This is a genomic window from Variovorax sp. KK3 (assembly GCF_001984055.1).
Classification (GTDB): domain Bacteria; phylum Pseudomonadota; class Gammaproteobacteria; order Burkholderiales; family Burkholderiaceae_C; genus Variovorax.
On the sequence record NZ_LYVO01000002.1, the window covers coordinates 179,763 to 203,460 of the forward strand.

General features: G+C 68.6%; 21 protein-coding genes and 1 pseudogene. 12 read left to right on the forward strand and 10 right to left on the reverse strand.

Annotation, left to right across the window (positions count from 1 at the left end; all coding sequences use genetic code 11):
- Positions 1-2: 2 nt before the first annotated feature.
- Together B0W80_RS01945 and B0W80_RS35330 are read right to left on the reverse strand one after the other, a co-directional pair.
- The gene (locus tag B0W80_RS01945; protein WP_076997402.1) at positions 3-308 is read right to left on the reverse strand and encodes a 2Fe-2S iron-sulfur cluster-binding protein; all 306 of its coding nucleotides are present in this window, start codon (positions 306-308) and stop codon (positions 3-5) included.
- Positions 309-315: 7 nt separating this feature from the next.
- Positions 316-465 carry a hypothetical protein gene (locus B0W80_RS35330; RefSeq protein ID WP_179106808.1) on the reverse strand — a complete coding sequence of 50 codons (150 nt, stop codon included), beginning with the start codon at positions 463-465 and terminating at the stop codon, positions 316-318.
- A gap of 82 nt (positions 466-547) precedes the next feature.
- Between B0W80_RS35330 and B0W80_RS01950 the strand changes: the two genes are divergently transcribed.
- Positions 548-1,063 carry a GNAT family N-acetyltransferase gene (locus B0W80_RS01950; RefSeq protein ID WP_076997403.1) on the forward strand — a complete coding sequence of 172 codons (516 nt, stop codon included), beginning with the start codon at positions 548-550 and terminating at the stop codon, positions 1,061-1,063.
- 9 nt (positions 1,064-1,072) lie between these two features.
- On the forward strand, positions 1,073-1,981 hold the full coding sequence (locus B0W80_RS01955) for a DUF808 domain-containing protein (RefSeq protein ID WP_076997404.1): 909 nt from the start codon (positions 1,073-1,075) through the stop codon (positions 1,979-1,981).
- Positions 1,982-2,050: 69 nt separating this feature from the next.
- Here the strand turns inward: B0W80_RS01955 and B0W80_RS01960 are convergent, their stop codons facing one another.
- Positions 2,051-2,269: a hypothetical protein gene (locus B0W80_RS01960; protein ID WP_076997405.1), complete on the reverse strand. Its 219-nt coding sequence runs from the start codon at positions 2,267-2,269 to the stop codon at positions 2,051-2,053.
- 141 nt (positions 2,270-2,410) lie between these two features.
- Here B0W80_RS01960 and B0W80_RS01965 point away from each other — a divergent pair, with 141 nt between their 5' ends.
- Together B0W80_RS01965 and B0W80_RS01970 are read left to right on the forward strand one after the other, a co-directional pair.
- On the forward strand, positions 2,411-5,281 hold the full coding sequence (locus tag B0W80_RS01965; protein ID WP_076997406.1) for an autotransporter outer membrane beta-barrel domain-containing protein: 2,871 nt from the start codon (positions 2,411-2,413) through the stop codon (positions 5,279-5,281).
- A 130-nt stretch (positions 5,282-5,411) separates the two neighbouring features.
- Positions 5,412-5,813 (forward strand): hypothetical protein, encoded by a 402-nt coding sequence (locus tag B0W80_RS01970; RefSeq protein ID WP_143684437.1) that lies wholly within the window; start codon positions 5,412-5,414, stop codon positions 5,811-5,813.
- A gap of 9 nt (positions 5,814-5,822) precedes the next feature.
- On the opposite strand, the gene B0W80_RS35335 is transcribed toward B0W80_RS01970, so the two are convergent.
- Together B0W80_RS35335 and B0W80_RS01980 are read right to left on the reverse strand one after the other, a co-directional pair.
- Entirely contained in the window at positions 5,823-7,550 is a 1,728-nt protein-coding gene (locus B0W80_RS35335) for a YadA family autotransporter adhesin (RefSeq protein ID WP_179106809.1), read from the reverse strand.
- A gap of 147 nt (positions 7,551-7,697) precedes the next feature.
- Positions 7,698-9,005, reverse strand: coding sequence for an MFS transporter (locus B0W80_RS01980; RefSeq protein WP_076997409.1), 1,308 nt, complete (start codon positions 9,003-9,005; stop codon positions 7,698-7,700).
- 219 nt (positions 9,006-9,224) lie between these two features.
- On the opposite strand from B0W80_RS01980, the gene B0W80_RS01985 reads away from it, so the two are divergent.
- A complete protein-coding gene (locus B0W80_RS01985; RefSeq protein ID WP_076997410.1) occupies positions 9,225-9,887 on the forward strand; it encodes an alpha/beta hydrolase in 663 nt (220 codons plus the stop codon).
- A 131-nt stretch (positions 9,888-10,018) separates the two neighbouring features.
- The gene (gene gshA, locus B0W80_RS01990) at positions 10,019-11,593 is read left to right on the forward strand and encodes a glutamate--cysteine ligase (protein WP_076997411.1); all 1,575 of its coding nucleotides are present in this window, start codon (positions 10,019-10,021) and stop codon (positions 11,591-11,593) included.
- Here gshA and B0W80_RS01995 read toward each other — a convergent pair.
- A complete protein-coding gene (locus B0W80_RS01995; protein ID WP_076997412.1) occupies positions 11,571-12,602 on the reverse strand; it encodes an ornithine cyclodeaminase in 1,032 nt (343 codons plus the stop codon). The genes gshA and B0W80_RS01995 overlap by 23 nt on opposite strands.
- Before the next feature lie 149 nt (positions 12,603-12,751).
- Here B0W80_RS01995 and B0W80_RS02000 point away from each other — a divergent pair, with 149 nt between their 5' ends.
- The gene (locus tag B0W80_RS02000) at positions 12,752-13,132 is read left to right on the forward strand and encodes a response regulator transcription factor (RefSeq protein ID WP_076997413.1); all 381 of its coding nucleotides are present in this window, start codon (positions 12,752-12,754) and stop codon (positions 13,130-13,132) included.
- A gap of 152 nt (positions 13,133-13,284) precedes the next feature.
- Positions 13,285-14,178, forward strand: a complete 894-nt coding sequence (locus B0W80_RS02005) for an aminotransferase class IV (RefSeq protein WP_076997414.1) — start codon at positions 13,285-13,287, stop codon at positions 14,176-14,178.
- Here the strand turns inward: B0W80_RS02005 and B0W80_RS02010 are convergent.
- A complete protein-coding gene (locus B0W80_RS02010) occupies positions 14,096-15,343 on the reverse strand; it encodes an acyltransferase family protein (RefSeq protein WP_076997439.1) in 1,248 nt (415 codons plus the stop codon). The two genes, B0W80_RS02005 and B0W80_RS02010, sit on opposite strands and share 83 nt — an antisense overlap.
- A gap of 143 nt (positions 15,344-15,486) precedes the next feature.
- Between B0W80_RS02010 and B0W80_RS02015 the strand changes: the two genes are divergently transcribed.
- A complete protein-coding gene (locus tag B0W80_RS02015; protein WP_076997415.1) occupies positions 15,487-16,380 on the forward strand; it encodes a LytTR family DNA-binding domain-containing protein in 894 nt (297 codons plus the stop codon).
- Positions 16,381-16,447: 67 nt separating this feature from the next.
- On the forward strand, positions 16,448-17,401 hold the full coding sequence (gene ylqF, locus B0W80_RS02020; RefSeq protein ID WP_076997416.1) for a ribosome biogenesis GTPase YlqF: 954 nt from the start codon (positions 16,448-16,450) through the stop codon (positions 17,399-17,401).
- A 158-nt stretch (positions 17,402-17,559) separates the two neighbouring features.
- Here ylqF and B0W80_RS02025 read toward each other — a convergent pair whose 3' ends face one another.
- Both B0W80_RS02025 and B0W80_RS02030 read right to left on the reverse strand, forming a co-directional pair.
- A complete protein-coding gene (locus tag B0W80_RS02025; protein WP_076997417.1) occupies positions 17,560-18,777 on the reverse strand; it encodes a restriction endonuclease subunit S in 1,218 nt (405 codons plus the stop codon).
- Positions 18,774-20,441: a class I SAM-dependent DNA methyltransferase gene (locus tag B0W80_RS02030; protein ID WP_076997418.1), complete on the reverse strand. Its 1,668-nt coding sequence runs from the start codon at positions 20,439-20,441 to the stop codon at positions 18,774-18,776. The genes B0W80_RS02025 and B0W80_RS02030 overlap by 4 nt, the downstream gene beginning before the upstream one ends.
- A 166-nt stretch (positions 20,442-20,607) precedes the next feature.
- Between B0W80_RS02030 and B0W80_RS02035 the strand changes: the two genes are divergently transcribed.
- Entirely contained in the window at positions 20,608-21,543 is a 936-nt protein-coding gene (locus B0W80_RS02035) for a succinylglutamate desuccinylase/aspartoacylase family protein (protein ID WP_076997419.1), read from the forward strand.
- A gap of 16 nt (positions 21,544-21,559) precedes the next feature.
- Here B0W80_RS02035 and B0W80_RS02040 read toward each other — a convergent pair whose 3' ends face one another.
- On the reverse strand, positions 21,560-23,359 hold the full coding sequence (locus tag B0W80_RS02040) for a glutamine--tRNA ligase/YqeY domain fusion protein (RefSeq protein ID WP_076997420.1): 1,800 nt from the start codon (positions 23,357-23,359) through the stop codon (positions 21,560-21,562).
- 137 nt (positions 23,360-23,496) lie between these two features.
- On the opposite strand from B0W80_RS02040, the pseudogene B0W80_RS02045 reads away from it, so the two are divergent.
- Positions 23,497-23,698, forward strand: a pseudogene (locus B0W80_RS02045) (hypothetical protein); the annotation flags it as partial.

Genomic DNA, 23,698 nt, shown 5'->3' on the forward strand with positions numbered 1-23,698 from the left:
GATCAGAAGTGCGAGAAGGCGTAGGGCACATCGAGCCTGACGTCGCCCACCGGCTCGGCGACGCAGGGCAGTATCCAGCCCTCGGCTTTTTCTTCGCGGCTCAGGCCGGGCCATTCGATGCGGTAGCGCACCTGGCCGTCGAGCAGGCGGCAGATGCAGGTGCGGCAGGTGCCGTTGCGGCAGGAGCTGGGCAGCTCGATGCCGGCGGCCTCGGCGGATTGCAGCAGTGTGCGGTCCGGCTCGGTCTCGAAGCGGAAGCCGCCGGGCTCGATGCGGGCCACGGCGTGGGGCGCACCGCCGTCGTTCATGCCCCGGTCATTCCTTGTTCTTCAACTTGCCACGCGGGATGACGGCCGTGGTCATGGTGCGCACCGGCTCGAGGCCGGCAAGCGGTGCCTTCGGCGGGCTGCTGTCCTTCTTGGGTTTCTTGGATTCCTTGTTGCTGCGCTGCTGGCCCTTGGGCATGTGCTTCTCCGTGAATGAGGGAAGGAAGTTTAGCGACGCGGCGACAATACGGCGCTTCACACGATCGTTTCTTTGCTCTCCCATGTCCGACTACGAAGTTCGCCCCGCCACCCCGCGCGATGCCAAGGCCATCGCCGAAGTCCACGCCGCCGCCGCCCGCGCGGCCTACGCGGACATCCTGCCCGAAGACCAGCTGCGCGCCCTGGCGCCCGCCACCCGCGAGGCGAAATGGCGTGAGGCCATCGAATACAGCGAGCCGCAAGTGCAAGTGGCGGTGCTGGGCGAAGAAGTGGTGGGCTTCGTCGGCTACGACCGCTCGCGCGACCCGAAGACACCGTCGACCACCGGCGAGATCTGGGCCATCCACGTCAAGCCCGAGCACTGGGGCAAGGGCGTCGGCGTGGCATTGTGGGACGCAGCGCGCGAGGGGCTGGAGGAAGAGGGCTGCACGCTGGTCACGATCTGGGTGCCGCTGCGCAACGACCGCGCGCTGCGCTTCCACGAACTGGCCGGCTTCAAGCGCGAGATGAAGACGGCCAAGACCACCTCGCTGGGTGAAACCAGGATCGAGGAAATCCGCCTCAAGCGAGACGTCTGACCCCTGCCCATGGCCACCAGCCTCCTGCTCCTGCTCGACGACATCGCCACCGTCCTCGACGACGTTTCCATCCTCACCAAGGTCGCCGCCAAGAAGACCGCCGGCGTGCTCGGCGACGACCTGGCGCTCAACGCGCAGCAGGTCGCCGGCGTCCGGGCCGAGCGCGAGCTGCCCGTGGTGTGGGCGGTGTGCAAGGGTTCGCTGGTCAACAAGGCGATCCTCGTGCCGGCGGCGCTGGCCATCGGCACGTGGCTTCCGTGGCTGGTGACGCCGCTGCTCATGGTCGGTGGCGCCTTCCTGTGCTTCGAGGGCTGCGAGAAGCTCGCGCACAAGTTCCTGCACAAGGACGAACACGCGGCCGGCACCGCGCAACACGAGCGTGCCGTCGCGGACGAGGCGGTGGACCTGGTGGCCGTCGAGAAAGAAAAGATCAAGGGCGCGGTGCGCACCGATTTCATTCTCTCGGCCGAGATCATCGCCATCACGCTGGGCACGGTGCAGGGCCAGCCCTTCACGACGCAGCTGGCGGTGCTGGTCGGCATCGCGCTCCTGATGACCGTCGGCGTCTATGGATTGGTGGCCGGCATCGTCAAGCTCGACGACGCCGGGCTCTACCTGAGCAAGCGCGAAGGCGCGGCAGCCCAGGCGCTGGGGCGCGGCATCCTGGCGACGGCGCCCTGGCTCATGAAGGCGCTCTCCGTCGCCGGCACCGCGGCCATGTTCCTGGTGGGCGGTGGCATCCTGGTGCACGGCGTGCCGGCGCTGGGCCATGCGGTCGAGGCCTGGGCGGTGAGCGCGGGCAGCCTGGTCGGCGGGCTCGGGTCGATGGGTGTGAACGCCGGCGTGGGCATCGTGGCAGGTGCCGTCGTGCTGGCGGTGGTCGAGCTCGCGAAGAAGCTCATCAAGAAGAAGACCTGAGCGGCCGACCCGCAGGGAGGCGCCGCTGCCGTCGGTGTCGTGGTCAGCGCCGTTGTCGACGCGCTCCGGTCAGCGCGCTTTGCCTTTTGCGCGCTGGATCAGGTCGACCACCACCAGGGCGATCCCCAACACCAGCGCGAACCAGCCCACGACGTGGGCGCCGACGAGCATCTCGCGCCAGCCGGCTGAAGTGACGAAGTGAGGTGCGATCAGCACGGCTGCGCCGATGAGGATGCACAACAAGCCGCGCTCGAACATGCGCGGCGCCCTGGAGGGTCTGGAAGCCATGCCCGGAGTGTACGGGCGGCCCTGTCAATCCTGTTTCGCACCGATGGCGGGCCACCGTGCACCGTTCCGTGACGTTGTTCCTTAGAAGATGTGAACCTAAGAACTACATTCTTAAGTATTCAATGTAGTACGAAAGATTGTATGAATCGCGTATTCCGGGTCGTCTGGAATCCCACTCTCCGGCTCTGGTCGGTCGCATCCGAACTGGCCCGCGGCATGGGCAAGTCGAGCGTCCAGGCACCCGTGGTGGGCGCCATTCTGCTGGGGCTCGCCGGCAGCGCTGCCGCCGATTGCTCGGGGCCGAGCGGCGGCACCATCACCTGCACGCCGGGCACGCCGCAGACCTTCGTCGTCATCGGCGGCTACGACGCGGTGCCGGGCGGCACCGTCGACGTGCGCCCCACGGCCGTCATCAGCACCACCAACCTGCCGGCCATCAGCATGGGCAGCAACGGCAACATCCTGGTCGGGCGCAACGCGACGGTCGAGAACTTCGCCGCCGAGGGCGCGACCGGCCACTACGGCACCGGCGCCAACACCATCGAGTTCGTCTCGAACACCACGCTCACCATCGAGCAGGGCGCGCGGGTGCTGTCGAACGGCAACGCGCACGACGCGGAAGTCATCAACCCGCACGGCGTCAACAACCTGATCGTCAACCATGGCGAGGTGCGCTCGCTGGCCGGCGGCGCCGCGATGTGGTTCGAATCCACCAGCGGATCGAACACGGTGGTCAATGGCGCGACGGGCGTGATCGACTACAAGGGCGGCACGGCAGGCAACGTCCTCAGCGTGTCCGGCACCATGGCGCTGGACTTCACCAACCAGGGCCGGATCATCGGCTCGCTGGGCTTTGCCAATGGCGACGACGCTCTGCACGTCCACGCCGGTTCGTCCGTCACGGGCGCGATCGACGGCGGCGGCGGCAACAACCTGCTGACGCTGGACGGCGCCGGCACCGACAGCTTCGGCCGCGCGATCACCAACTTCCAGACGCTGGTGAAGCGCGATGCGGGCACCTGGACGTTCAACAACCCGCTGCAGGCGGGCGGCTTCACCAGCACCCGCGTCGAAGGCGGAACGCTGATCCTCGGCACCGACGCCAGCGACTACACCGGCAGCATGACGGTGGACGCCGCCGGCACGCTGCAGACGCGCGCCGAGTTCGCACCGCTCGCGATCACTGACAACGGCCTGGTGCGCTTCGCCCAGCCGACCGATGCGACTTATACCGGCCTGTTGTCCGGCACCGGTGGCCTCGAGAAGACCGGCGCCGGCCGCCTCGTGCTAGCGCGCGGCCAGGCCTATGGCGGTACCACCACGGTCAACGCCGGTACCCTGGCGGCTGCCGCTGCCAACATCTTCAGCGCTGCCTCCGCCCACACCGTGGCGGCCGGTGCCACGCTCGACACCGGTGGCTTCGACCAGCGCGTGGCTGGCTTGCGCAACGCCGGCACGGTCAATCTGCTGAGTGGCCAGGCGGGCAGCAGCCTCACCGTCACCGGCGCCTACGTGGGGCAGGGTGGCGTCATCAACCTGGGCACCGTGCTCGGCGGCAGCGGCAGCCTGAGCGACCGGCTGGTGCTCAGCGGCGCCGGTGCCAGCGCGAGCGGCCGCACGACGCTGCGCATCACCAACCTCGGCGGCCTGGGCGCGTCGACCACGGGCAACGGGATCGAGGTGGTGAGCGCGATCGGCGGCGCCACCACCACCGCGCAGACGACGCGCGACGCCTTCGTGCTGGCCAATGGCCACGTCGATGCGGGCGCTTATGAGTACCGCCTGCGTGCGGGCGATGCGCAGGGTGCGGGCGAGAACTGGTACCTGAGCTCGGCCACCGTGGTGCCGCCCTTGGTGACGCCAGCCACGCCGTCGACGCCATCCACCCCTTCGGCACCCGCCACGCCTGCAGCGCCCGCGACGCCCGCGACGCCTACGACGCCCGCTGCATCGGCCGACTCGTCCACGGCCTCCAACCCGGCCGAAACGCCTGCAGGCACCAACGCACCCGACGCCCTGACCACCGTCAAGCTGGCGCCGCTGGTCCAGGTGCCGACCTACCGAGCCGAAGTGCCGATGTTCGCCGCACTGCCCGCGCAACAGCGCCAGGCCGACCTCGCGATGCTGGGCAACCTGCATCGCCGCATCGGCGACGAAGACGCAGCGCCGGCCGGCGGCGCCGCCGCACCGCGCCGCGCCTGGGCGCGTGCCGTCTACAGCGACCTGAACATCCGCCAGGACGGCGTTGCCGAGGCCACCAGCCGCGGCCACGTGAGCGGCCTGCAGGCCGGCACCGACCTGCTCGTCAGCGGCAACTGGCGCGCCGGCCTCTACGTCGGTTTTCTCGACGGCAGCGCGGACGTGAGCGGCAATGCGCGCGGCGTCAGCGGCCGTGTCGGCAGCAACGACCTGCGTTCGCGCTACCTCGGGGCCTACGCCACCTGGATGGACGCCGGCGGCCTGTACGCCGACGCCGTGATCCAGGGCGGCAGCCACCGCTACACCGTGCGGCCGGATGGCAACCTCAACGCGTCGGCGAAGAGCGACAGCTTCACCGCGTCCATCGAGGCCGGCAAGGCCTTCGCGCTCTCCGAGCGCTGGACCGTCGAGCCGCAGGCCCAATTGATCTACCAATCAGCGCATTTCGACGCCACGCCGATCAGCGGCGCCATCGTGCGGCAGGATGCGCACACCGGCTGGATCGGCAGACTCGGTGCGCGCATCAAGGGCGACTTCGCGACGGGCGCCGGACGCCTTCAACCCTATGCGCGCGTCAACCTGTACCGCGCGAGCGGCGGCACCGACGTCGCGGAGTTCATCGGCCCGGCCGGCGCCACCCGCATCGCGAGCGGCACGGGCTACAGCGCGGCGGAACTGGCAGGCGGCCTGACGCTGGCCTTGACGCCGGCGGCCAGCGTCTACGGCGAAATCGGCCGCGTGTTCGCCATCGGCGGCGATGCGCGCGTCAAATCGTCGGTGCAAGGGTCGGTGGGCCTCAAGCTGCGCTGGTAAGGCGCGCGGCGTCTTGCGCGTCGGCGGGCGGCGGGGGCCGGCTTTGGGTTCCAATACGGGCTTCGCGTCCGCTTTCACGGGCCGTCCTCGAAGCCGTTGCCTTTGCCCCATGCCATCGCCATTGCCGACCATGCGATTCTTCCGTCCCTGCCTTCTTGCCGCACTGTGGCTCGCCACCGCGGCCGTGGCCCAGTCCTTCTCGTCACAACAGGCCGCCGACCGCTTCCCTTCGGCAGCGGTGGGTTTCCTGGGCACCGAGCTGCCGCAGATGGAAGCGGCCATCGCCGCGCGCGACCGTGACTATTTCGAGGAAGCCATGGCCCGCATGCTGGGCTTCTCCGAACAGTGGGGCTTCAAGTCGCAGGACAACCCGGCACTGGCGCGCTTTCCGATGTGCACGGAGGCGGTCTCGGAGTTTCTGGCGGTCGGCATGTGCCGCATCATGACCACCAGCGACGCCTGCGAGCCGGGGCTGGCGACGCGCTTCAACGCCAATCTGCAAAAGTGCCGCGAGCTGGCGTCGCGCCAGTGAGCGTGGCGCTCAATCCTTGCTGTTGAACTTGTAGGAGAGGCCGGCGCGCACGACGGCGTCCTTGCCCGTCGTGCCGACCCCGACGCTGTAGCGCAGCCGCGCGTTGGCGGCCGCATGCACTAGGCCGACCGCGACCGCGCCATAGCCCTTGTACGAGCCGACGCCTGCGAAGGCCGCCGTTTCGCCTGGCTTCAGATCGGGCGGGCCTTCGGCGAGCGCGGCGGTCATGGCCACGCCGCGGTAGGCGTCGGCCGCGACCCGCTCCACCCGCTGCCTGACCTGGTCCACCTCGCGAGCCGCGCCGGTTTTGACGGCTTCCAACTGGTCGAGGTTCACTGCGTCGGTTCCTGCCATGCCGGGCGCCACGTTGCTGAGCTGTCGCTCGTTGCCGACGCTGCCGATGGAGACGGTGTTGTTCCGAACCGCCACGGAGCCGTGACCCAGCGCGACACTGGAGGGTGCCGCCGCGACCGCATCGGCGCCGAGAGCCACCGCGCCAGGCGCCAGGGCCTGCGCGTTCGCCCCGATGGCGATGCTGCTGCTCGCGCTCTGCGCGACACGCGCCTGCATCCCGATGGCGATGGCCGCGGGCGATCCGGTGGCGACGATCGACTGCATGCCGATCGCCACGCTTCCCGGAGACGCTACTGCGGCATACGCACCGCCGGCGAAAGCGCCGTCGGCGCTGGCTGAGGCGCGATAGCCGACCACCGTGTCGAGCGCGCGCGCCTGGCTGGCGAAACCCACGGCCGTGGCGCCGTTGCCCGAGGCGCCTGCGGAGGTGCCCAGCGCTGTCGCGTCCGTCGCGCTGGCCTGGCTCGCCGCACCGACGGCGGTTGCGCCGTCCATCGACGCCCGGCTGGCCGACCCGAGCGCCGTGGTGCGTTGGGCGGTGGCCTGCGCGTCGCTGCCGAGCGCGATGGATGTGGCCGTGTCTGCCGCGCTGCCGTTGCCGATGGCAATGGCGTTGACATGGCCCGTGCGTGCGACCTGCTGTGCGCTGCCACCCAGGCCAGCGACTGCTCCGCCTCCCAGCGTGATGCCGAGGGCGCTGCTCTGGCCGTCCCGGTTGCCCAATCGAAGCTCGCCGTTCATGGCGGTGATGCCTTGCGCGGCGTCGAGGGCGTTGGTGGAGGTGGTGCCGGCGACGTCCAGTTTGGCGTTCACTGCGAGGTCGCTGTTGAAGATGGACCCGCCTGTGACGTTGACGCCGCCTGTTTCGACGGTGACCGTGCCGGCGAACGCTTGATCGCAACCTGGCAAGTTGCGGGCTCGCTCATCTAGATCGGTCAGTTCAACGGGTTTGTCCTGCCCCGCGATAGCCAAGCCGATCGCTGTAGCGTTTGCGCCTGCTGCTCCGATTTGCAATGAGATGCCTAGGGGTGCAAGGACGATCGAGGCTTCTGTCCCTAGGGCCGCGATATCCAACGCGACCGCCACGCCCTGGGCTATCAGTAGGTCGGAGTTCAGCTTGTTGATGTCACGCTGAAGCGCAATGCTGCGGTTGTCCAGTTGCTGTGCGCATGTCGCTGCGTCCCGGCTTGTCGTTTGCTGTGTGCTGGGCGTCGTCTTCGGCGGTGCAGCAGCGGGGCTCTTTGGTGGAGCAGCCCGGCTGGTCTGCGACTGCACTTGCTGACTGCAGAGGCCCAAGCTCAAGCCGAGCAACAGGACGAACGGATGAATCTTGTGCAGGCCGTCGGCGCGCTTGTGCCGGCCCGGTGAACTTGTGCCACGCATGGGGTGTGTCCAGGTTTGAGATGCCGCGCATCCTCACCTGTGTGCGACGTTCAAACCGCCGATGCAACAATTGGTCAGGCGACTCGCGTCGCGATGTGACGAATCTCACGTCGGCAGAAGATCCAACCAGAACCTCGGCCGTGGCTTTTAGCCCGCCCGGTGCGCCCCGGCCTCATCGATATCCCGCCCCGTAAAGTCCTTCAACCACAGCAACCCCAGCAGCGACACCAGCGTCATGCCCAGCAGATACCACGCCGGCGCCAGCTTGCTGCCGGTCACGCCCACGAGCCAGGTGCTGATGAAGGGCGAGAAGCCGCCGAACAGGGCCACGCCGACGCTGTAGACCAGCGACATGCCGCTAGCGCGCACGTGCTTCGGGAACATCTCGGGCAGCATGGTGATGGCGGGCACGGTCTGCACCACCAGCGCCACGCTGAGCAGCCCGACCACGGTGAACAGCACGGCCGGCGTGGGCGAGGCGATCATCCACATGAAGCCCGGGTAGATCATCACCATCATCGCGAGCCGGCCCCACAGGATCAGGCGCTTGCGGCCGACCCGGTCGGAGGCCAGGCCGACGAGGGGCGACAGAACAAAAGAAAGCAGGCCCGTGAGCACGGCGCCGAAGAGCGCAACCGTCGGCGGCAGGCCCAGCTCGCGCACCGCGAAGGTGGGCATGTAGAAGGTGACGACGTACGCCGCGGCAGTGCCGCCGAGCACCGCGAGGATGGCCGACAGGACCGTGCGGCCGTGCTCGCCGCAGACCTCGGCCAGACTGCTGCGACGGCCTTCGTGGGCCTCGGGCTGGCCGGCCGTTTCCAGCGACTCGTGCAGGTGGCGGCGGATGTACATGCCCACCGGCGCGATCAGCATGCCGATGATGAAGGGCACGCGCCAGCCCCAATCGAGCATGCCCTGCGGGCCCAGCCATTGGGTGAGCCCGCCGGCCACCGCCGCACCCAGCAAAATGCCCAGGCCCTGGCTGGCGAACTGCCAGCTCGCCATGTAGCCGCGGTTGGCCGGCGTGGCGTGCTCCACCAGCAGGGTGGTGGAGGCGCCGACCTCGCCGCCCGCGGAAAAGCCCTGGATGAGCCGTGCCGTGACGATGAGGACGGGCGCCCACACGCCGATCTGCGCATAGGTTGGCGCGAAGCCGATCATTGCGCAGCCCAGGGCCATCAGGAAGATGGTGAGCGTCATCGCCTTCTTGCGGCCGGCGCGGTCGGCATAGGCGCCGATCACGATGCCGCCCAGCGGCCGCATGATGAAGCCGACGCCGAAGGTGCCGACGGTCAGCAGCAGCTGGTTGTAGCTGTCGAGGGCAGGGAAGAACAGCTTGCCGATCACCAGGGCCAGAAAGCCGTAGATGGTGAAGTCGAAAAATTCGAGACCGTTGCCGATGGTGGTGGCGACGATAGTCTTGCGCCGGCTCATCGGCGTGCTTTGCTGGGTCATCTTGTTCCTGTTTTTCCGTGCTGGCGGCGGCGATTGCCGCCAGCTCGTGGCCGACGGCGACTGCGGGCCGAGCCGCCGAGCATACCGGCGGGAATGACGGAACTCCGCAGCTCCCGATGCATATCGGCAGCAGAGCCGCGAAGTTGAAGGCCCCCGGGCGAGGCGATGCGGCCGGATGCGGCACACTCGTGCCATCCACGCACGCTACTTCCTCGACCCATGTCCCTCGCCCCCATCGAACTGGAAACCGGCCCCAACCCCACCGCCACCGTGCTCGTGATGCATGGACTCGGCGCCGACGGCAACGACTTCGTGCCCATCGCCCGGGAGCTCGACCTGTCGTCCATCGGGCCGGTGCGCTTCGTGTTCCCGCATGCGCCGGTGATCCCGGTCACCATCAACGGCGGCTACCCCATGCCGGCCTGGTACGACATCGCCGTGGCCGACCTGGTCAAGCGCGAGGACGAAGCCGGCCTGCGCCGCTCGCAGGCCACCATCGAGGGCCTGATCGCCAACGAGAAGCAGCGCGGCATCGCGGCCGGTCGCATCGTGGTCGCCGGCTTCTCCCAAGGCTGCGCCATGGCGCTGATGACGGGCCTGCGCCACGGCGAGCGCTTGGGCGGCATCGTCGGGCTCTCGGGCTACCTGCCGCTGGCCGAGACCACCGTGGCCGAGCGCCACGCCGCCAACCGCGAGACGCCGGTCTTCCTGGCCCACGGCACGCGCGACGGCGTGGTGCCGATCGCGCGGGCGCTGGCCTCGCGCGACGCGCTGGTCGGGCTGGGCTACCAGGTCGAATGGCACGACTACCCCATGGAACACTCGGTCAGCATGGAAGAAATCGCCGACCTCAACGCCTTCCTGTTGCGCGTGCTGGGCTGAGCACCCGAGGGCCTCGGCATAGGGACTGCCGCTATAGCAGAAAGGCCCGGCCCGGCAAAAATACCGCTGCCAGCACGCCGCTCGCGGCCGTGCTACCTTCCGCCCCACAAAGATTCACGGGTCATAACGACATGAGCAAATTGCAGGAGCGCCTGGGAGCGCTGACACCCGCGCGCCTGAAGGGAGTTCGTCGAGGGATCGAGAAGGAAAGCCTGCGCGCGCAGCCCGACGGCATGCTCGCGCTGACCCCGCATCCCGCCGCCCTGGGCTCGGCCCTGACCCACCCGCACATCACCACCGACTTCAGCGAATCGCAGCTGGAACTCATCACGGGAGTGCATGCCGACGTCGAGGCCTGCCTGGCCGAGTTGGGCCGCGTCCACCAGTTCACCTACCGCGTGCTGGCCGAGGCCGGCAACGAGCGCCTGTGGGTGTCGAGCATGCCGTGCGGCCTGCCCACCGACGAGACCATCCCGATCGGGCGCTACGGCGCCTCCAACGTGGGCCGCGCCAAGAGCGTCTACCGCATGGGCCTGAGCCACCGCTACGGCCGGCGCATGCAGACCATTTCGGGCATTCACTACAACTGGTCGCTGCCGGAAGTGTCGAGCGAGCAGTACTTCGCGCTGATCCGCAACTTCCGCCGCCACGCCTTCCTGCTGCTGTACCTGTTCGGCGCCTCGCCCGCGCTGTGCTCCAGCTTCGTGGCCGGCCGAAAGCACGAGCTGGTGCCGCTGGGCGACGGCAGCATGCACATGCCCCACGGCACCTCGCTGCGCATGGGCCGCCTGGGCTACCAGAGCGAGGCGCAGGCCTCGCTGGCCGTCAGCTACAACAGCCTCGACGGCTACGCGGCTTCGCTGCAGGACGCGCTGACCCGGCCCTGGCCCGCGTATGAAGCCATCGGCATCCAGAACCTGGGCGGCGACTACAACCAACTGGCCACCACCCTGCTGCAGATCGAGAACGAGTTCTACGGCACCATCCGGCCCAAGCGGGTGATCTTCCCCGGCGAGCGCCCGCTGCACGCGCTGCGCGAGCGCGGCGTCGAATACGTCGAGGTGCGGCTGATGGACCTCGACCCCTTCGAGCCGATCGGCATCGATGCCTCGACGATGCGCTTTCTCGACGTGTTCCTGCTGCACTGCCTGCTGGAAGACAGCCCGCCCGACACGCGCGACGAGATCGCCGAGCTCGCCCACAACCAGCACCTGACGGCCGCACGCGGGCGCGAGCCCGGTCTGCAGCTGGTGCGCGGCGGCCGCGAGGTCGGGCTGACCGACTGGGGCGGCGAACTGCTCGAGGCCTTCGTGCCGATCGCGGAAGCGCTCGACGCGGCCCATGGCGGAAGCCGCCATGCCGAGGCCGTGCAGGCCGCGAAGAAGGCGTTGGCCGATCCCTCGGTGCTGCCTTCGGCCCGCGTGCTGGAGGCCACCCGCGCGCATGGCGGGTCCTTCATCGGCTTCGTGCGCGAACGTTCCGAAGCCACGCGCGAAGCCTTGCTGGCCTTGCCTTTCCCGCCCGAACAGCAGGCCGCCTTCGAGCGGATGACGCAGACCTCGGTCGAGGCGCAGAAGCAGATCGAGGCCGGCGACACCATGCCTTTCGAGATCTACCGCGAGCAGTACGTGTCGCCGGCGCGCCTGGGTTTTCGCAAGCACTGGATCGACGCGCCGCACATGGTCACGCAGCCGGCGGCCTTGTAAGGCGGAACAAGTCCTTCGGATCGCCGTCCTCCGGCGCGAGGGCGATGTCCTGTCCGACACCATGCTCCATCGCGAGACGGTGGACCAGCCGCAGCGACGAATAGTCCTCCAGCGCGAAACCCACCGAGTCGAAGACCGTCAACTGGTCGGGCAGCTCGCGGCCGGGCAGCTCGCCCGTGAACACACGCCACAGCTCGACCACTGCGAAGTCGGGCGGCATCTGCTGCAGTTCGCCTTCGATGCGCGTCTGCGGCTCGTACTCGACGAAGACGCGCGCGGCCTTCAGCACCTCGGGATGAAGCTCGGTCTTGCCGGGGCAGTCGCCGCCGACCGCGTTGATGTGCATGCCGGGCTCCAGCATGTCGGGCGTGATCAGGGTCGCGCGCGCCTTGCGCGCGGTGAGCGTGCTCACGATGTCCGATCCCCGCACCGCATCGGCGATGCTGGACGCGCGCTGCACGCGCAGGGCCGGCCAGGGCGCGAGGTTGCGCACCAGCTTGTCGGTGGCGGCGGGGTCGACGTCGTAGGCGCGCAGTTCGTCCACGCCGAGCAGTGCGTGAAAGGCGAGGGCCTGGAATTCGCTCTGTGCGCCGTTGCCGATCAGCGCCATGCTGCGCGCGCCCGGCCGCGCCACGGCTTGCGCCGCCAGGGCCGACATCGCGGCGGTGCGCAGGGCGGTCGTCAGGGTCAGTTCGGCCAGCAGCAGCGGGAAGCCGGTGTCGACCTCGGCCAGCACGCCGAATGCCATCACCGTGGGCAGGCCGCGCGCCGTGTTGCCGGGATGGCCGTTGACGTACTTGAAGGCGTAGCGCTCCTGGTCCGACACCGGCATCAGCTCGATCACGCCCACCGGCGAATGGCTGGCCAGACGGGCCGACTTCTCGAACTCGGGCCAGCGCAGGAAATCGTCGCGAATGGCGTCGGCCAGCGCCTGCAGAAAGCCCAGGGGGCCGATGGTGCGGACCAATGTGGCAAGAGCCTGGATGTCCACGAAGCGCGTCGATGCCATGACCCTCATTACTCCTTCGGTTGTAGGCAGGTAGGCGGCCGCCTACCGATGATGAACGTGATGGCTCACCAGCGTGGTGCGAACGCGCCTCATCATGGCACCGTGCCCCGGCAAAAACACCAGACAACCTTCAGCTTTCCTTCTGCGCCATGACTTTCAAGACCTATCTGGTCGAAGACAACCCGGTGATCCGCGAGAACCTCGCCGGGTTTTTGGAGGACCTCGCGGACACCACCGTCGTGGCACACGCCGCCGGCGAGCAGGAGGCCGTAGCCTGGCTGGCGCGCCATCGTGATGGCTGGGACATGGCGATCATCGACCTGTTCCTGAAGGACGGAAACGGCCTGGGCGTGATCGACGCCTGCCGCCGACGCTCCGCGCATCAGAAGGTGGTGGTGCTGAGCAACTACGCCACGCCCGACATGCGAGAGCGCTCACGGGCGCTTGGCGCCGACGCCTTCTTCGACAAGTCGGCCGAGATCGAGCTGCTGCTCGACTACTGCGAGCGCCTGAGCCACCGTCACGACTGATTGCGGCCGGGCCTTGAGCCCGCGGCGGGCTTGGCCTAGAGTGCGTTCGCGCAGACCTCTGGCACGAGGGGTGCGCGAAGTCGCCCTCGTCACTCACCACGCCTGCTGCGAAGGAGCCTTTCGCCTTGCCCGCTTCAACACCATCTCCTGCCATGTCCGACGGCGTCGCCTTCGTCCGCGGTGCCTACGTGCCGATCGCCGAAGCCGCCATTCCGATCACCGACTGGGGCTTTCTGCGCTCCGACGCCACCTACGACGTGGTCACGGTGTGGGACGGCGCCTTCTTCCGGCTCGACGCCCACATGGAGCGCTTCATGGTCAGCTGCGAGCGCTTCCGACTCGACCCGGGGCTGACGCCCGCGCAGATCGAGGACGTGCTGGCCGAGTGCGTGCGCCGCAGCGGCCTGCGCAGCTCCTATGTCGAGATGATCGTCACGCGCGGCCAGCCGCCGTGGGGCTCGCGCGATCCGCGGCAGGCCGTCAACCGCTTCTACGCCTTCGCGGTGCCCTTCGTCTGGATCGCCAACGAGGCCCAGCGCGAACGCGGCCTGCACGTGAAGGTGAGCGCCGTGCAGCGCATTCCCGCCAGCTCGGTCGACCCCCGTGCCAAGAACTACCACTGGAACGACCTCACCATGGGTCTGCTGGGTGCCCTCGACGAGGGCGCCGACTCGGTGGTGCTGAGCGACGCCCACGGCAACGTGGTGGAGGGCCCGGGCTTCAACATCTTCTGCGTGAAGGACGGCGCGCTGGTCACGCCGAAAGAAGGCGTGCTCGAAGGCGTCTCGCGCCGCACCGTCATCGAGATCGCCCGTTCGCTGGGCCTGCCGGTCGCGCTGCGAGCGTTGCCGGCCGATGAACTGCGCAGTGCCGACGAGGCCTTCCTGACCAGCTCCGGCGGCGGCGTGTTGCCGGTCACGCGGGTCGACGACCGGGCGCTGGGCGACGGCCGGCCAGGGCCGGTCACGCAGCGTCTCCTGAAGACCTACTGGGACTGGCACCGCGACCCGGTCTATAGCAAACCGATCGACTACGGACAAGCTTAGGCAGGCGCCATGACTGCGGCGCCGCTACAGCCTGTGTCTGCGGCTTCAGCCCGAACAGCGGCCTGAGCCAAAGAATCCGGCGGATCAGCCCGGCGGTGAGCAGCCAGCAGCCGCCCACGGTAAAGGCGACCAGTACCAGCGGTTCGAGCACCGGGCCCAGCCGCCAGTGCGCGAGCAACACGGCGCCGGCCACGATCAAGGTCTGGTGCAGCATGTACCAGGGGTAGACCGATTCGTTGGCCCAGCCCAGCCAGGGCCATGGCCGGTCCAGATGCCGCCGGGCGAGGCCCAGGATGGCGGCGATCGTGGTCCACAGGTAGAAGGCGCGCAGCGTGCGCAGCAGCCAGGGCTCGGCGCCGGTTGCGCGCAGCGCCAGGTACGCCGCCCCCAGGCCCACGGCCAGGGCCAGCGCCCAGCGACGGAGGCGCACCAGTTCGTCCCAGAAACCCTCGTCGACGCCCATCCAGTAGCCGTAGACGAAGACGGTGAAGTACAGCGCGTGCAGGTAGCCGTCGTGGATCAGGTCGTGCATGGCCGGGAAGCGTGGCGCGAGCACCAGGGCATACAGCAGCAATGGCAGGGCGGGCAGCACCAGCAGTCGCCATCGGCGCAGGCCGGTGAAGGCCGTGCGCAACCATCGCCCGGCGGGCGAACGAGCCAGCGGTTGCAACAGGGCCAACGCCGCCGTGTAGACGAACAAGTACGGCAAGTACCACAGGTGGTTCCAGGTCATGCCGAAGTCGGAGCCGGCGAAGGCACCGCGGGGCCAGGGGCCCATCGACCAGTAGCGCAGCATGAAGGCGCCGAAGCCGGGTGCCACCAGGTCGCGGGACAGCGCCTCCGCATAGGCTTGGTAGGGCACCACCACCGCCATGCCGAAGGCCAAGGGCAGCAGCAGCCGCAGCGCGCGCTGGCCGATCAGCGCCAGCGGACGCCGGCCGCGCAACAGAAAGCCCACCGCTACGCCCGAAACCAGGAACACCAGGTCCATGCGCCAGATGTTGACCAGCACCATGGGGGCCTGCAGCCAGGTCGCCGCATGCGGGCTCTTCAGGTGCCAGGGCCAGGCGGCCACGTAGTACATGCCCACGTGGTAGAGGATCAGCAGGCCGAAGGCCAGTGCGCGCAGCGCGTCGATGTCGTGGCGTCGTGGGTCGGTGGGCATGGGGGCTCCTTCGGTTTCGAAGGCGGCCATGCTGGGCGCCGCGGGCGGCGTGGGGCCCGCCCAAGTGACGATGCACCGGGCTTTTGGGACGAACGGTGGCCGGCTGGGACGAAATCCGGGCCGGGATTCAGCAGAATGCCGCCATGCCCGTGCCTTCCGGAGACTCGTCGAAGAACCTGTTCGAGCGCTACCAGCCTTACCGCCGGCGGGCCGAGATCGGCTTCTGGGTGCTGGTGATGGCGGTACAGGCCGTCTTCAACAGCGTCGTCGCGGTGATCGACGCCGAGCGCGCCGGGCGTGCGCTGCCCACCTGGCAGCCGGTGACCTGGGAGGTGTCGAGCCACCTCGTGCTGCTGGCGCTGGTGCCGGCGGTGGTGGCCTTCGAGCGCCGCTTCCCGCTCGGCTTTGCCGGCTTCGCGCGCAACCTGCCCTGGCATCTGGCGGCCAGCATTGTCTTCAGCGTGGTGCATGTCGCGGGCATGGTGGCGCTGCGGCAAGCCGTGTATGCGTCGGCAGGGGCGCGGTACGACTTCGGCGGGCTCGAGCAATGGGTGTACGAGTACTTGAAGGACGTCCGCGGCTACGCGTCGTTCGTGGTCGCGATCCTGAGCTACCGGCTCTTCCTGCTGCGGCTGCAGGGCGAGGCGCGCGTGCTCGATCCGCCCGAGGAGCCCGCCGGCGCACCTCCGCTGCGGCAGCCGCAGGCCGAGCCGCCGGCGCGCCCCGAGCGCTTCCTGGTGCGCAAGCTGCGGCGCGAGTTCCTGATCTCGGCGGGCGACATCGATTGGCTGCAGGCGCAGGGCAACTACGTCGGCCTGCGCGTCAAGGGCCACGACTACCTGCTGCGCGCCACGTTGACCGAGTTCCTGACCCAGCTCGACCCCGCGCGCTACGCCCGGGTGCACCGCAGCTACGCCGCCAACCTGGACCGCGTGGCCGAGATCGAGCCGCTCGAAGGCGGGGACGCGCGCCTGCACATGCAGGACGGCACGCACATCCCCTGCAGCCGCCGCTACCGCGAAGCGCTGCGCGTCTGAGCCGGCGCGGGGCAGCGGCGACAATCCACGGCTTCCCCCAGCCTCGTAGCAACAGAAAGAAGTCCCGATGGCCATCCAGTGGTTCCCCGGCCACATGCACCTGACCCGGAAGGCCATCGCCGAGCGTGTCGCCGACATCGACGTGGTCATCGAGTTGCTCGACGCCCGCCTGCCGGGTTCGAGCGCCAACCCGATGCTGGCCGAGCTCACAGGCCACAAGCCGGGCCTCAAGGTGCTGAACAAGCAGGACCTGGCGGACCCCGAGCGCACCGGACCCTGGCTCGACCACTACAACGCGCAGCCGAGCACGCGCGCGATCGGCCTCGATGCCAGCCAGACCACGCCCGCGCGCCGTCTCATCGAGGCCTGCCATGCACTGGCCCCGCAGCGCGGCGGCATGGCCAAGCCGATGCGGGTGCTGATCTGCGGCATTCCCAACGTCGGCAAGTCCACGCTGATCAACACGCTGGTGGGCACACGCAAGGCCAAGACCGGCGACGAGGCCGGCATCACGAAGATGGAACAGCGCATCGTGCTGGCCGACGATTTCTACCTGTGGGACACGCCCGGCATGCTGTGGCCGCGCATCGTCGTGGCCCAGAGCGGCTTCAACCTGGCGGCCAGCGGCGCCATCGGCCGCAATGCCTACGACGAGGAACTGGTGGCGCTGGAACTGCTGGGCTACCTGAAGCGCCACTACGCCGGGCTGCTCGAGGCCCGGTTCAAGCTCGAAGGCCTGGCGAGCCTCAGCGACGAAGAGGTGCTCGAATCCATCGGCCGCCAGCGCGGCGCCCTGCTGGGCAAGGGCCGCGTCAACCTGCAGAAGGCCGCCGAGATCGCGATGAACGAATTCCGCAGCGGCACGCTGGGCCGCATCACGCTGGAAACGCCGGAAGAGTTCGCGGCGTGGTTGGCGGCAGGGCAGCTGCTCGATGCGCAGCGGCAGGCGAAGAAGGATGCGCGGGCGCGGGGCAAGAAGCGCGCGCCGAGCGGCGAAGACGCGTCGGCGGACGGCGGCTAATGGGAGCGAGGCTCGGTGCTCGCGTCGTCTTGTCGAAGCGCAGGTGAGGCCAGTCGGCCAGCTGCCAGATGTAGCGGGAGTGCGCCAGGAGCCGCATTCTCGTCAATGCGGCTCAAAAAATGAGCCGTATTTCCGAACTAGCGGCTCAGGGGAGGTCTTCAGCCCACTGGCTCGTTGAGATGCTTCTCCTGCAGCGATTCGAACAGCGCCGTCGACTCCAGCAGGGCCGCATCCTGCTGGACGGCGATCGCACGCAGCACCATCACGCGTTTGGCGAACGCATTCTGCCGCTCGATCGGCGGCAGCATCACCTGCAGCTTGCGTAGCCGCTCTTTGGAGATGTTGGGCATCGACGCAGCCGTTCCGCTGGCCATCAGCTGCAACTGGCGTCGCATGGCCGGCGCGCGCAGAAGCGCCCAGAGGTACACCGGATGCAGGCCTGCGTCCGACCGGGGCCGCAGGCGGAAGATCAGGTCGGGCAGCAGGATGCGGCCGTCGGTGTGCCACACGAAGGCCGGCGTGCCCACCAGCTCGGGCGTGTTCTTGCGGCTCAGGAGCAGGTCGCCGGTGCGCACCTCGTGGCGCATGTCGGGCTCGACGCCGGGCGGCAAGGTCTTGTGCTCGGTTTCGTCGTAGAGGGAGTTCTTCAGCGCGCTCAGGCGCAGCACGCCCCATTCGTGCTCGACCTTGCGCCGGTCGAGGCAGCGCGGGCTCTTGCCGCTGTCGATGCCTTCGAGCAACTCGCCCAGCTCGACCAGCGGCCAGCCCTTGGGATTGCCGGCCGGGTCGCCGAACATCCTGGCCAGCCAGGCCAGGCTGACCTTTTCCGTGTGGGCACGCGCGCGGCGCCGCAGGTCCACGATGCTGTCGGCGCTGCCGAGCGCGTCGACCACGCGGCGCTGCTGCGCCAGGTCGGGCACCGGAATGGTTGCGGCGGCCATGTGCGCGGTCGGCACGCGCTGCTGGCCGGCGGTGCCGGTCATGCTGCGCCGGGCGACGTTGCGAAAACGCTTCTGGCGCACGAAGTAGTAGACCCATTCGGGCAGGACCGCCTCACTGGCGCGCAGCACGTGGAATTCGGTGGAGCCGAAGCCGCGTCCGCCGGGCAGGTCGCGCGCGATGGCGACCTTGCCGTTCTCCATGCAGGGCGTGATCTTCGCGAACAGCACGTCGTTTTCGGCGAAGGGCGTGAAGCCCTTGCGCACCTCGCCGTAGGGGCGCATCTGGCGCTTGCAGATGCTGCCGGTGAGTTCGTCTACCGCGGCCATCGGAACGAAGGCGACTTCCTGCGCGTCGTCGATGTCGGGGGACCGTGGCAGCCTCGGGTTGATCTGGCAGACCTCGCCCAGGCGGGCGATGCGCACCGGCGGCTTCATTCGTCGAATTCCCCGAGCATGTTTCGCAGGGTTTCCAGCTCCTTCAGGATCTCGGCCTCGATGGCCGCCAGTTCGTCCAGCAGCGCGCGCGGGTCCTGGTGCTCGACCTGCGATGCGCTGATCGGGCGGTAGCGGCTGGCCGACAGGCTGTAGTCGTTCGCGCGCAACGTGTCGGCGTCGGCGAACCACCACTTTTCGTTCCATTCGGCGGCGGATTCGCGCGCGCTCCATTGCGCCCAGGCTTCTTCGCGCCGGACGTAGGTGTGCGACAGCGCGGGCAGGTCGTCGGACTTGATCGGCGTGTCGTGGTTGGCGTCGAGGCGGTAGCCGTCGTTCTCGACGTGCAGGAACAGGACACGGTCGGTGCCGCCGTCTCGATGGAAGAAGAGCACGGAAGTCTTCACGCCCGAATAGGGCTGGAACACGCCGCCGGGCAGGCTCATGATCGCGTCGACCTGGTGGCGCTCGATCAGCTGCCGACGCAGCTCGCGGTGTGCCACGGTCGAGCCAAACAGCACGCCCTCCGGCACCACCACGGCCGCGCGGCCGCCCGGGCGCAGGCTGTCGAGCATGTACCGCAAGAACAGCAGCTCCGTCGCACTGGTGGTGCCGACCTTCACGTCGTCGACGATGCGGTCCTTGTCGATCCGGCCCGAGAAGGGCGGATTCGCCAGGACGATGTCGAAGCCCTGCGCCGGCTGGCCCAGCCGCTGCTTGACGTCGTCGTTGAGCTGCGTCGTCAGCACGTTGCGCTGCAGGATGCGCACCTTGCCCAGGCCGCGCAGCGACAGGTTCATTGTGGCCAGGCGCACCATCTTCGGATCGACGTCGTTGCCGAAGAAACTGCCGCGCCGCAGGGTGCCCAATCGCTCCGGCGTCAGCAGGTCGCCCAGGCCGCGGCGGTGGACCTTGCCCTCGAGTTCGGCCTCCACGATGTTCTCGGGCGAGGAGTTGGCCAGCCGCATGTGGTTGTAGGCAGCCACCAGAAAGCCGGCGGTGCCGGCGGCCGGGTCGTACACCGTCTCGCCCACCTGCGGGTCGACCATCTCGACGATGGCGCGCAGGATGTGGCGCGGCGTGCGGAACTGTCCCAGTTCGCCGGCCTGCTTCATCTGCCGCAGCACGTGCTCGAACAGGTCGCCCTTGGTGTCGGCGTCGGCCTGGTCCAGGCGCAGTCCGTCCACCAGGTGCACCACCTGCGTCAGCACCGTCGGCTCTTCGATGCCGAGGCGCGCGCCGCGCATGAAGTCGTGGGCCGAGCGCTCGCTGATCTCGGCGAAGAAGGGAAACACCTCGTCGCGCACGAAGCGCACCAGTTCGTCGCCGGACAGCTGATGCGCCCACACCGACCAGCGGAAGCAACTGCGCGGGATGCGCGGCGCGCCGGTGTCGTTCGCGGTCAGCGGCATCCATCCATCGTGGGTGCTCGTGATCTGCGCGTTGGCCGGGTTGCGCAGCTCCCAGTCGCCTTCGAACAGGCTCTGGAAGGACATGTCCATGACGTCGGCGTTCCCGGTGGCTTCGGAGTCGATGTTGTGCACGAGATAAAAGAAGAAAAGAAAGCAAAGCTGCTCGGCATTGCTGACGGGATCCGGATATCCGCCCCCAAAAAGATAGTCGCGGATCTGGTCGATCGACCGCCGCATGTCGGCAGTCAAGGGCATGAGGAGGAGGGGGGAGGCATTGGGGGCAGGTTTGTCGGATGGGTGGCCCGCGAGTCTACGGGGCAATCGGGCGGGCGCCGGGCCGGCGCGCCGGCAAAAACCTGGCGAATGCTGCTTGTAGCAAACTTATGAGCTACCACTACTACAGGCTTCCCGCCCCTCCACGATGCTTTCCGACTCTCCGCGCCTCGAAGTCGTCCAGGGCGACCTCACCCCTTACCGCGATGGCAACATCGGGGTCGAGTACGTGCATCGCTTCGAATCGGGCCGTCCGGGCCCGCACGTGTTGATCAATGCGCTGACGCACGGCAACGAGATCTGCGGCATGGTCGCCGCGCGGCATCTGCTCGACCAGGGCGTGCGGCCCTTGGTCGGCACGCTGACCGTGAGCTTCGCCCACGTGGAGGCCTACAACGCTTTCGACGCGACGCAGCCTTTCGAGAACCGGCAGATCGTCCACAACCTCAACCGCATCTGGTCGGACGAATGGCTGGACGGCCCCGAGGACAGCCCCGAGTTGCGCCGCGCGCGCGCCTTGCGTCCGGTGGTGGCGGCGGCCGACCACATCCTCGACCTGCACTCGACCAGCCAGGACGTGCTGCCGTTCTGGGTGTATCCGGCCTACGCGCGCAATGCGGCGTTGGCGCTGGCCATCGGGCGGCCGGCCGTCCACCTGGTGATGCCGCAGGGACTGGGCTCCGGCACGCCGCTGATCCAGCATGGCCGCCACGGCGTGGACGACGGCCCGGCCGGCGCGGCGGTGGTCGCCGAATGCGGGCAGCATTTTCTGCAGGCCACGGCAGACATGGCGGTGGCGGTGACGCTGGATTTCCTCGGCCACTTCGGCCTGATCGAACGCGAGCCGCAGCCCGCGCCCGCACCGCAGCGCCGCTTCGAGCTGCTGCAGACCCGCATGGTCAAGACGCCGGAGTTCCGCTTCGTGCGCCCGCTCGTCGGCTTCGAGGTGTTCGCCAAGGACGAAGTGATCGCGACCGACGGCGACGAGGAAATCCGCTCGCCCTGCGAGGACTGCACCGTGCTGATGCCGGCTCGGGTGCCGATCGTGGGGCGGGAAGGGGTGTACCTGACGCGGCCGTTGTAGCCGCGTCCGGCCGGGCCTACTTGCCCCAGCTGTCCTTCATACCCGCAGCGCGGTTGAACACCAGCCCGGCACCGGCCGCCCGACGGCTGTCGGGCACGAAATACCCGTGCCGCTCGAACTGCCAGGCGCTGCCGGGTGCGGCGTCTGCCAGGGCGGGTTCGACGAACCCCTGGGACACGACCAGGCTCTGCGGATTCAGCTCTTCCTGCACCTCGCCGGCGCCCGGTTGGGTGGCCGCGAACAGGCGCTCGTAGAGGCGGATCTCGGCTGGAACGGCATCCGCTGCCGCCACCCATGTGATGTTGCCCTTGACCTTGATCGCGTCGGCGCCGGGCGTGCCGCTCTTGGTGTCGGGCACGAGCTTCGCTTGCACCTCGACCAGTTTGCCGTCGGCATCGCGGCTGCCGCCCGTGCATTCGATGACGTGGCCGTACTTCAGGCGCACTTTGTTGCCCGGGAACAAGCGGAAGAATCCCTTGGGCTGTACGTCTTCGTAGTCGGTGCGCTCGATCCAGGCCTCGCGGCCCAGCTTGAAGCTGCGCCGGCCCATCTCTGGGTGATGCGGATGCACGGGTGCCGAGCATTCGTCGAGGAAGCCGGCGCCCATGAGTTCGTCCCAGTTGGTGATGACGAGCTTGACCGGGTCGAGCACGGCCATGGCACGCGGGGCGATGGGGTCCAGCGTGTCGCGCAGGGCGGCTTCGAGGCTCGCGTAGTCGATCCAGCCGCCGGACTTGGTGACGCCCGAGCGCTCGCAGAAGAGCTTGAGGGCGTCGGGCGTGTAGCCGCGGCGGCGCAGGCCGGCCAGCGTCGGCATGCGCGGGTCGTCCCAGCCGTCGACATGGCCTTCTTCGACCAGCTGGCGCAGCTTGCGCTTGCTGGTGATGACGTGGGTGACGTTGAGCCGGGCGAACTCGTACTGGCGCGGATGGGGCGAAGCGATGAGGCCGCCTTCGGCCAGCCGGTCGAGCAGCCAGTCGTAGAAGGGGCGCTGGTCTTCGAACTCGAGCGTGCAGATGCTGTGGGTGATCTGCTCCAGCGCGTCCTCGATCGGGTGGGCGAAGGTGTACATCGGGTAGATGCACCAGCGGTCGCCCGTGTTGTGATGCGTGGCCCGGCGGATGCGGTAGAGCGCCGGGTCGCGCATGTTGATGTTGGGGCTGGCCATGTCGATCTTCGCGCGCAGCACCGCGGCGCCGTCGGGCAACTGGCCGTCGCGCATGGCGCGGAAGCGGGCGAGGTTCTCGTCGGGCGAGCGGCTGCGGAAGGGGCTGTCGGTGCCGGGGGTGTTGAAGTCGCCGCGGGCCGCGCGGATCTGCTCGGCGCTTTGCTCGTCCACGTAGGCCAGGCCGGCCCCCACCAGATACTCGGCGGCGCGGTACATGAAGTCGAAATAGTCGCTCGCGAAGTACACGTGCTCGTTGGGCTGGCCGGGGTGGGCCGGGTCGTCGGCCAGCGTGACGTCGTAGCCCAGCCACTTCACGGCATCGCGGATGGCGTCGACGTATTCCTGCTCTTCCTTCTCGGGGTTGGTGTCGTCGAAGCGCAGGTGGCAGATGCCGCCGTATTCGCGGGCCAGCTCGAAATTGAGCCAGATGCTCTTGGCATGGCCGATGTGCAGGTAGCCGTTGGGCTCGGGCGGAAAGCGCAGGCGCACGCGGGCGGGGTCTTGCATGCCCTGGGCATGGTGCGTGGCATCGCCGGGGGAGCCGCCCCAGCGGCGGGTGGAATAGTGGCCCTGTTCGAGGTCGTTTTCGATGACGTGGCGCAAAAAATTGCTGGGTCTGGCGGGGTCGTGATCGGCAGCGGAAGTCATCTCTTCATTCTAGGTGGCACCTCGGAAGCGTTACGTTTTGCAACTTACTTCACCAAGCGGTGTGAACCTCGTTGACACTTGGTGCGTTCAATACAGGCATGGGCGCGTTGCGCCTCCCTCCACAGGAGCCCTACACCATGAGCCTCACTCGATCCACCTTCTTCAAATGGGCCGCTGCCGGCGCCGTCGCTGCCGGCGCGCTGTTCACCGCGGCATCTGCCAACGCCCGCGACGTGAGCTGGTCCGTCGGCATCAACGCACCCGGCATCGCACTGGGCGTGGCCGCTCCCCCTGTCTATTACGCGCCGCCCCCACCGCCGGTGTACTACCGTCCGGCTC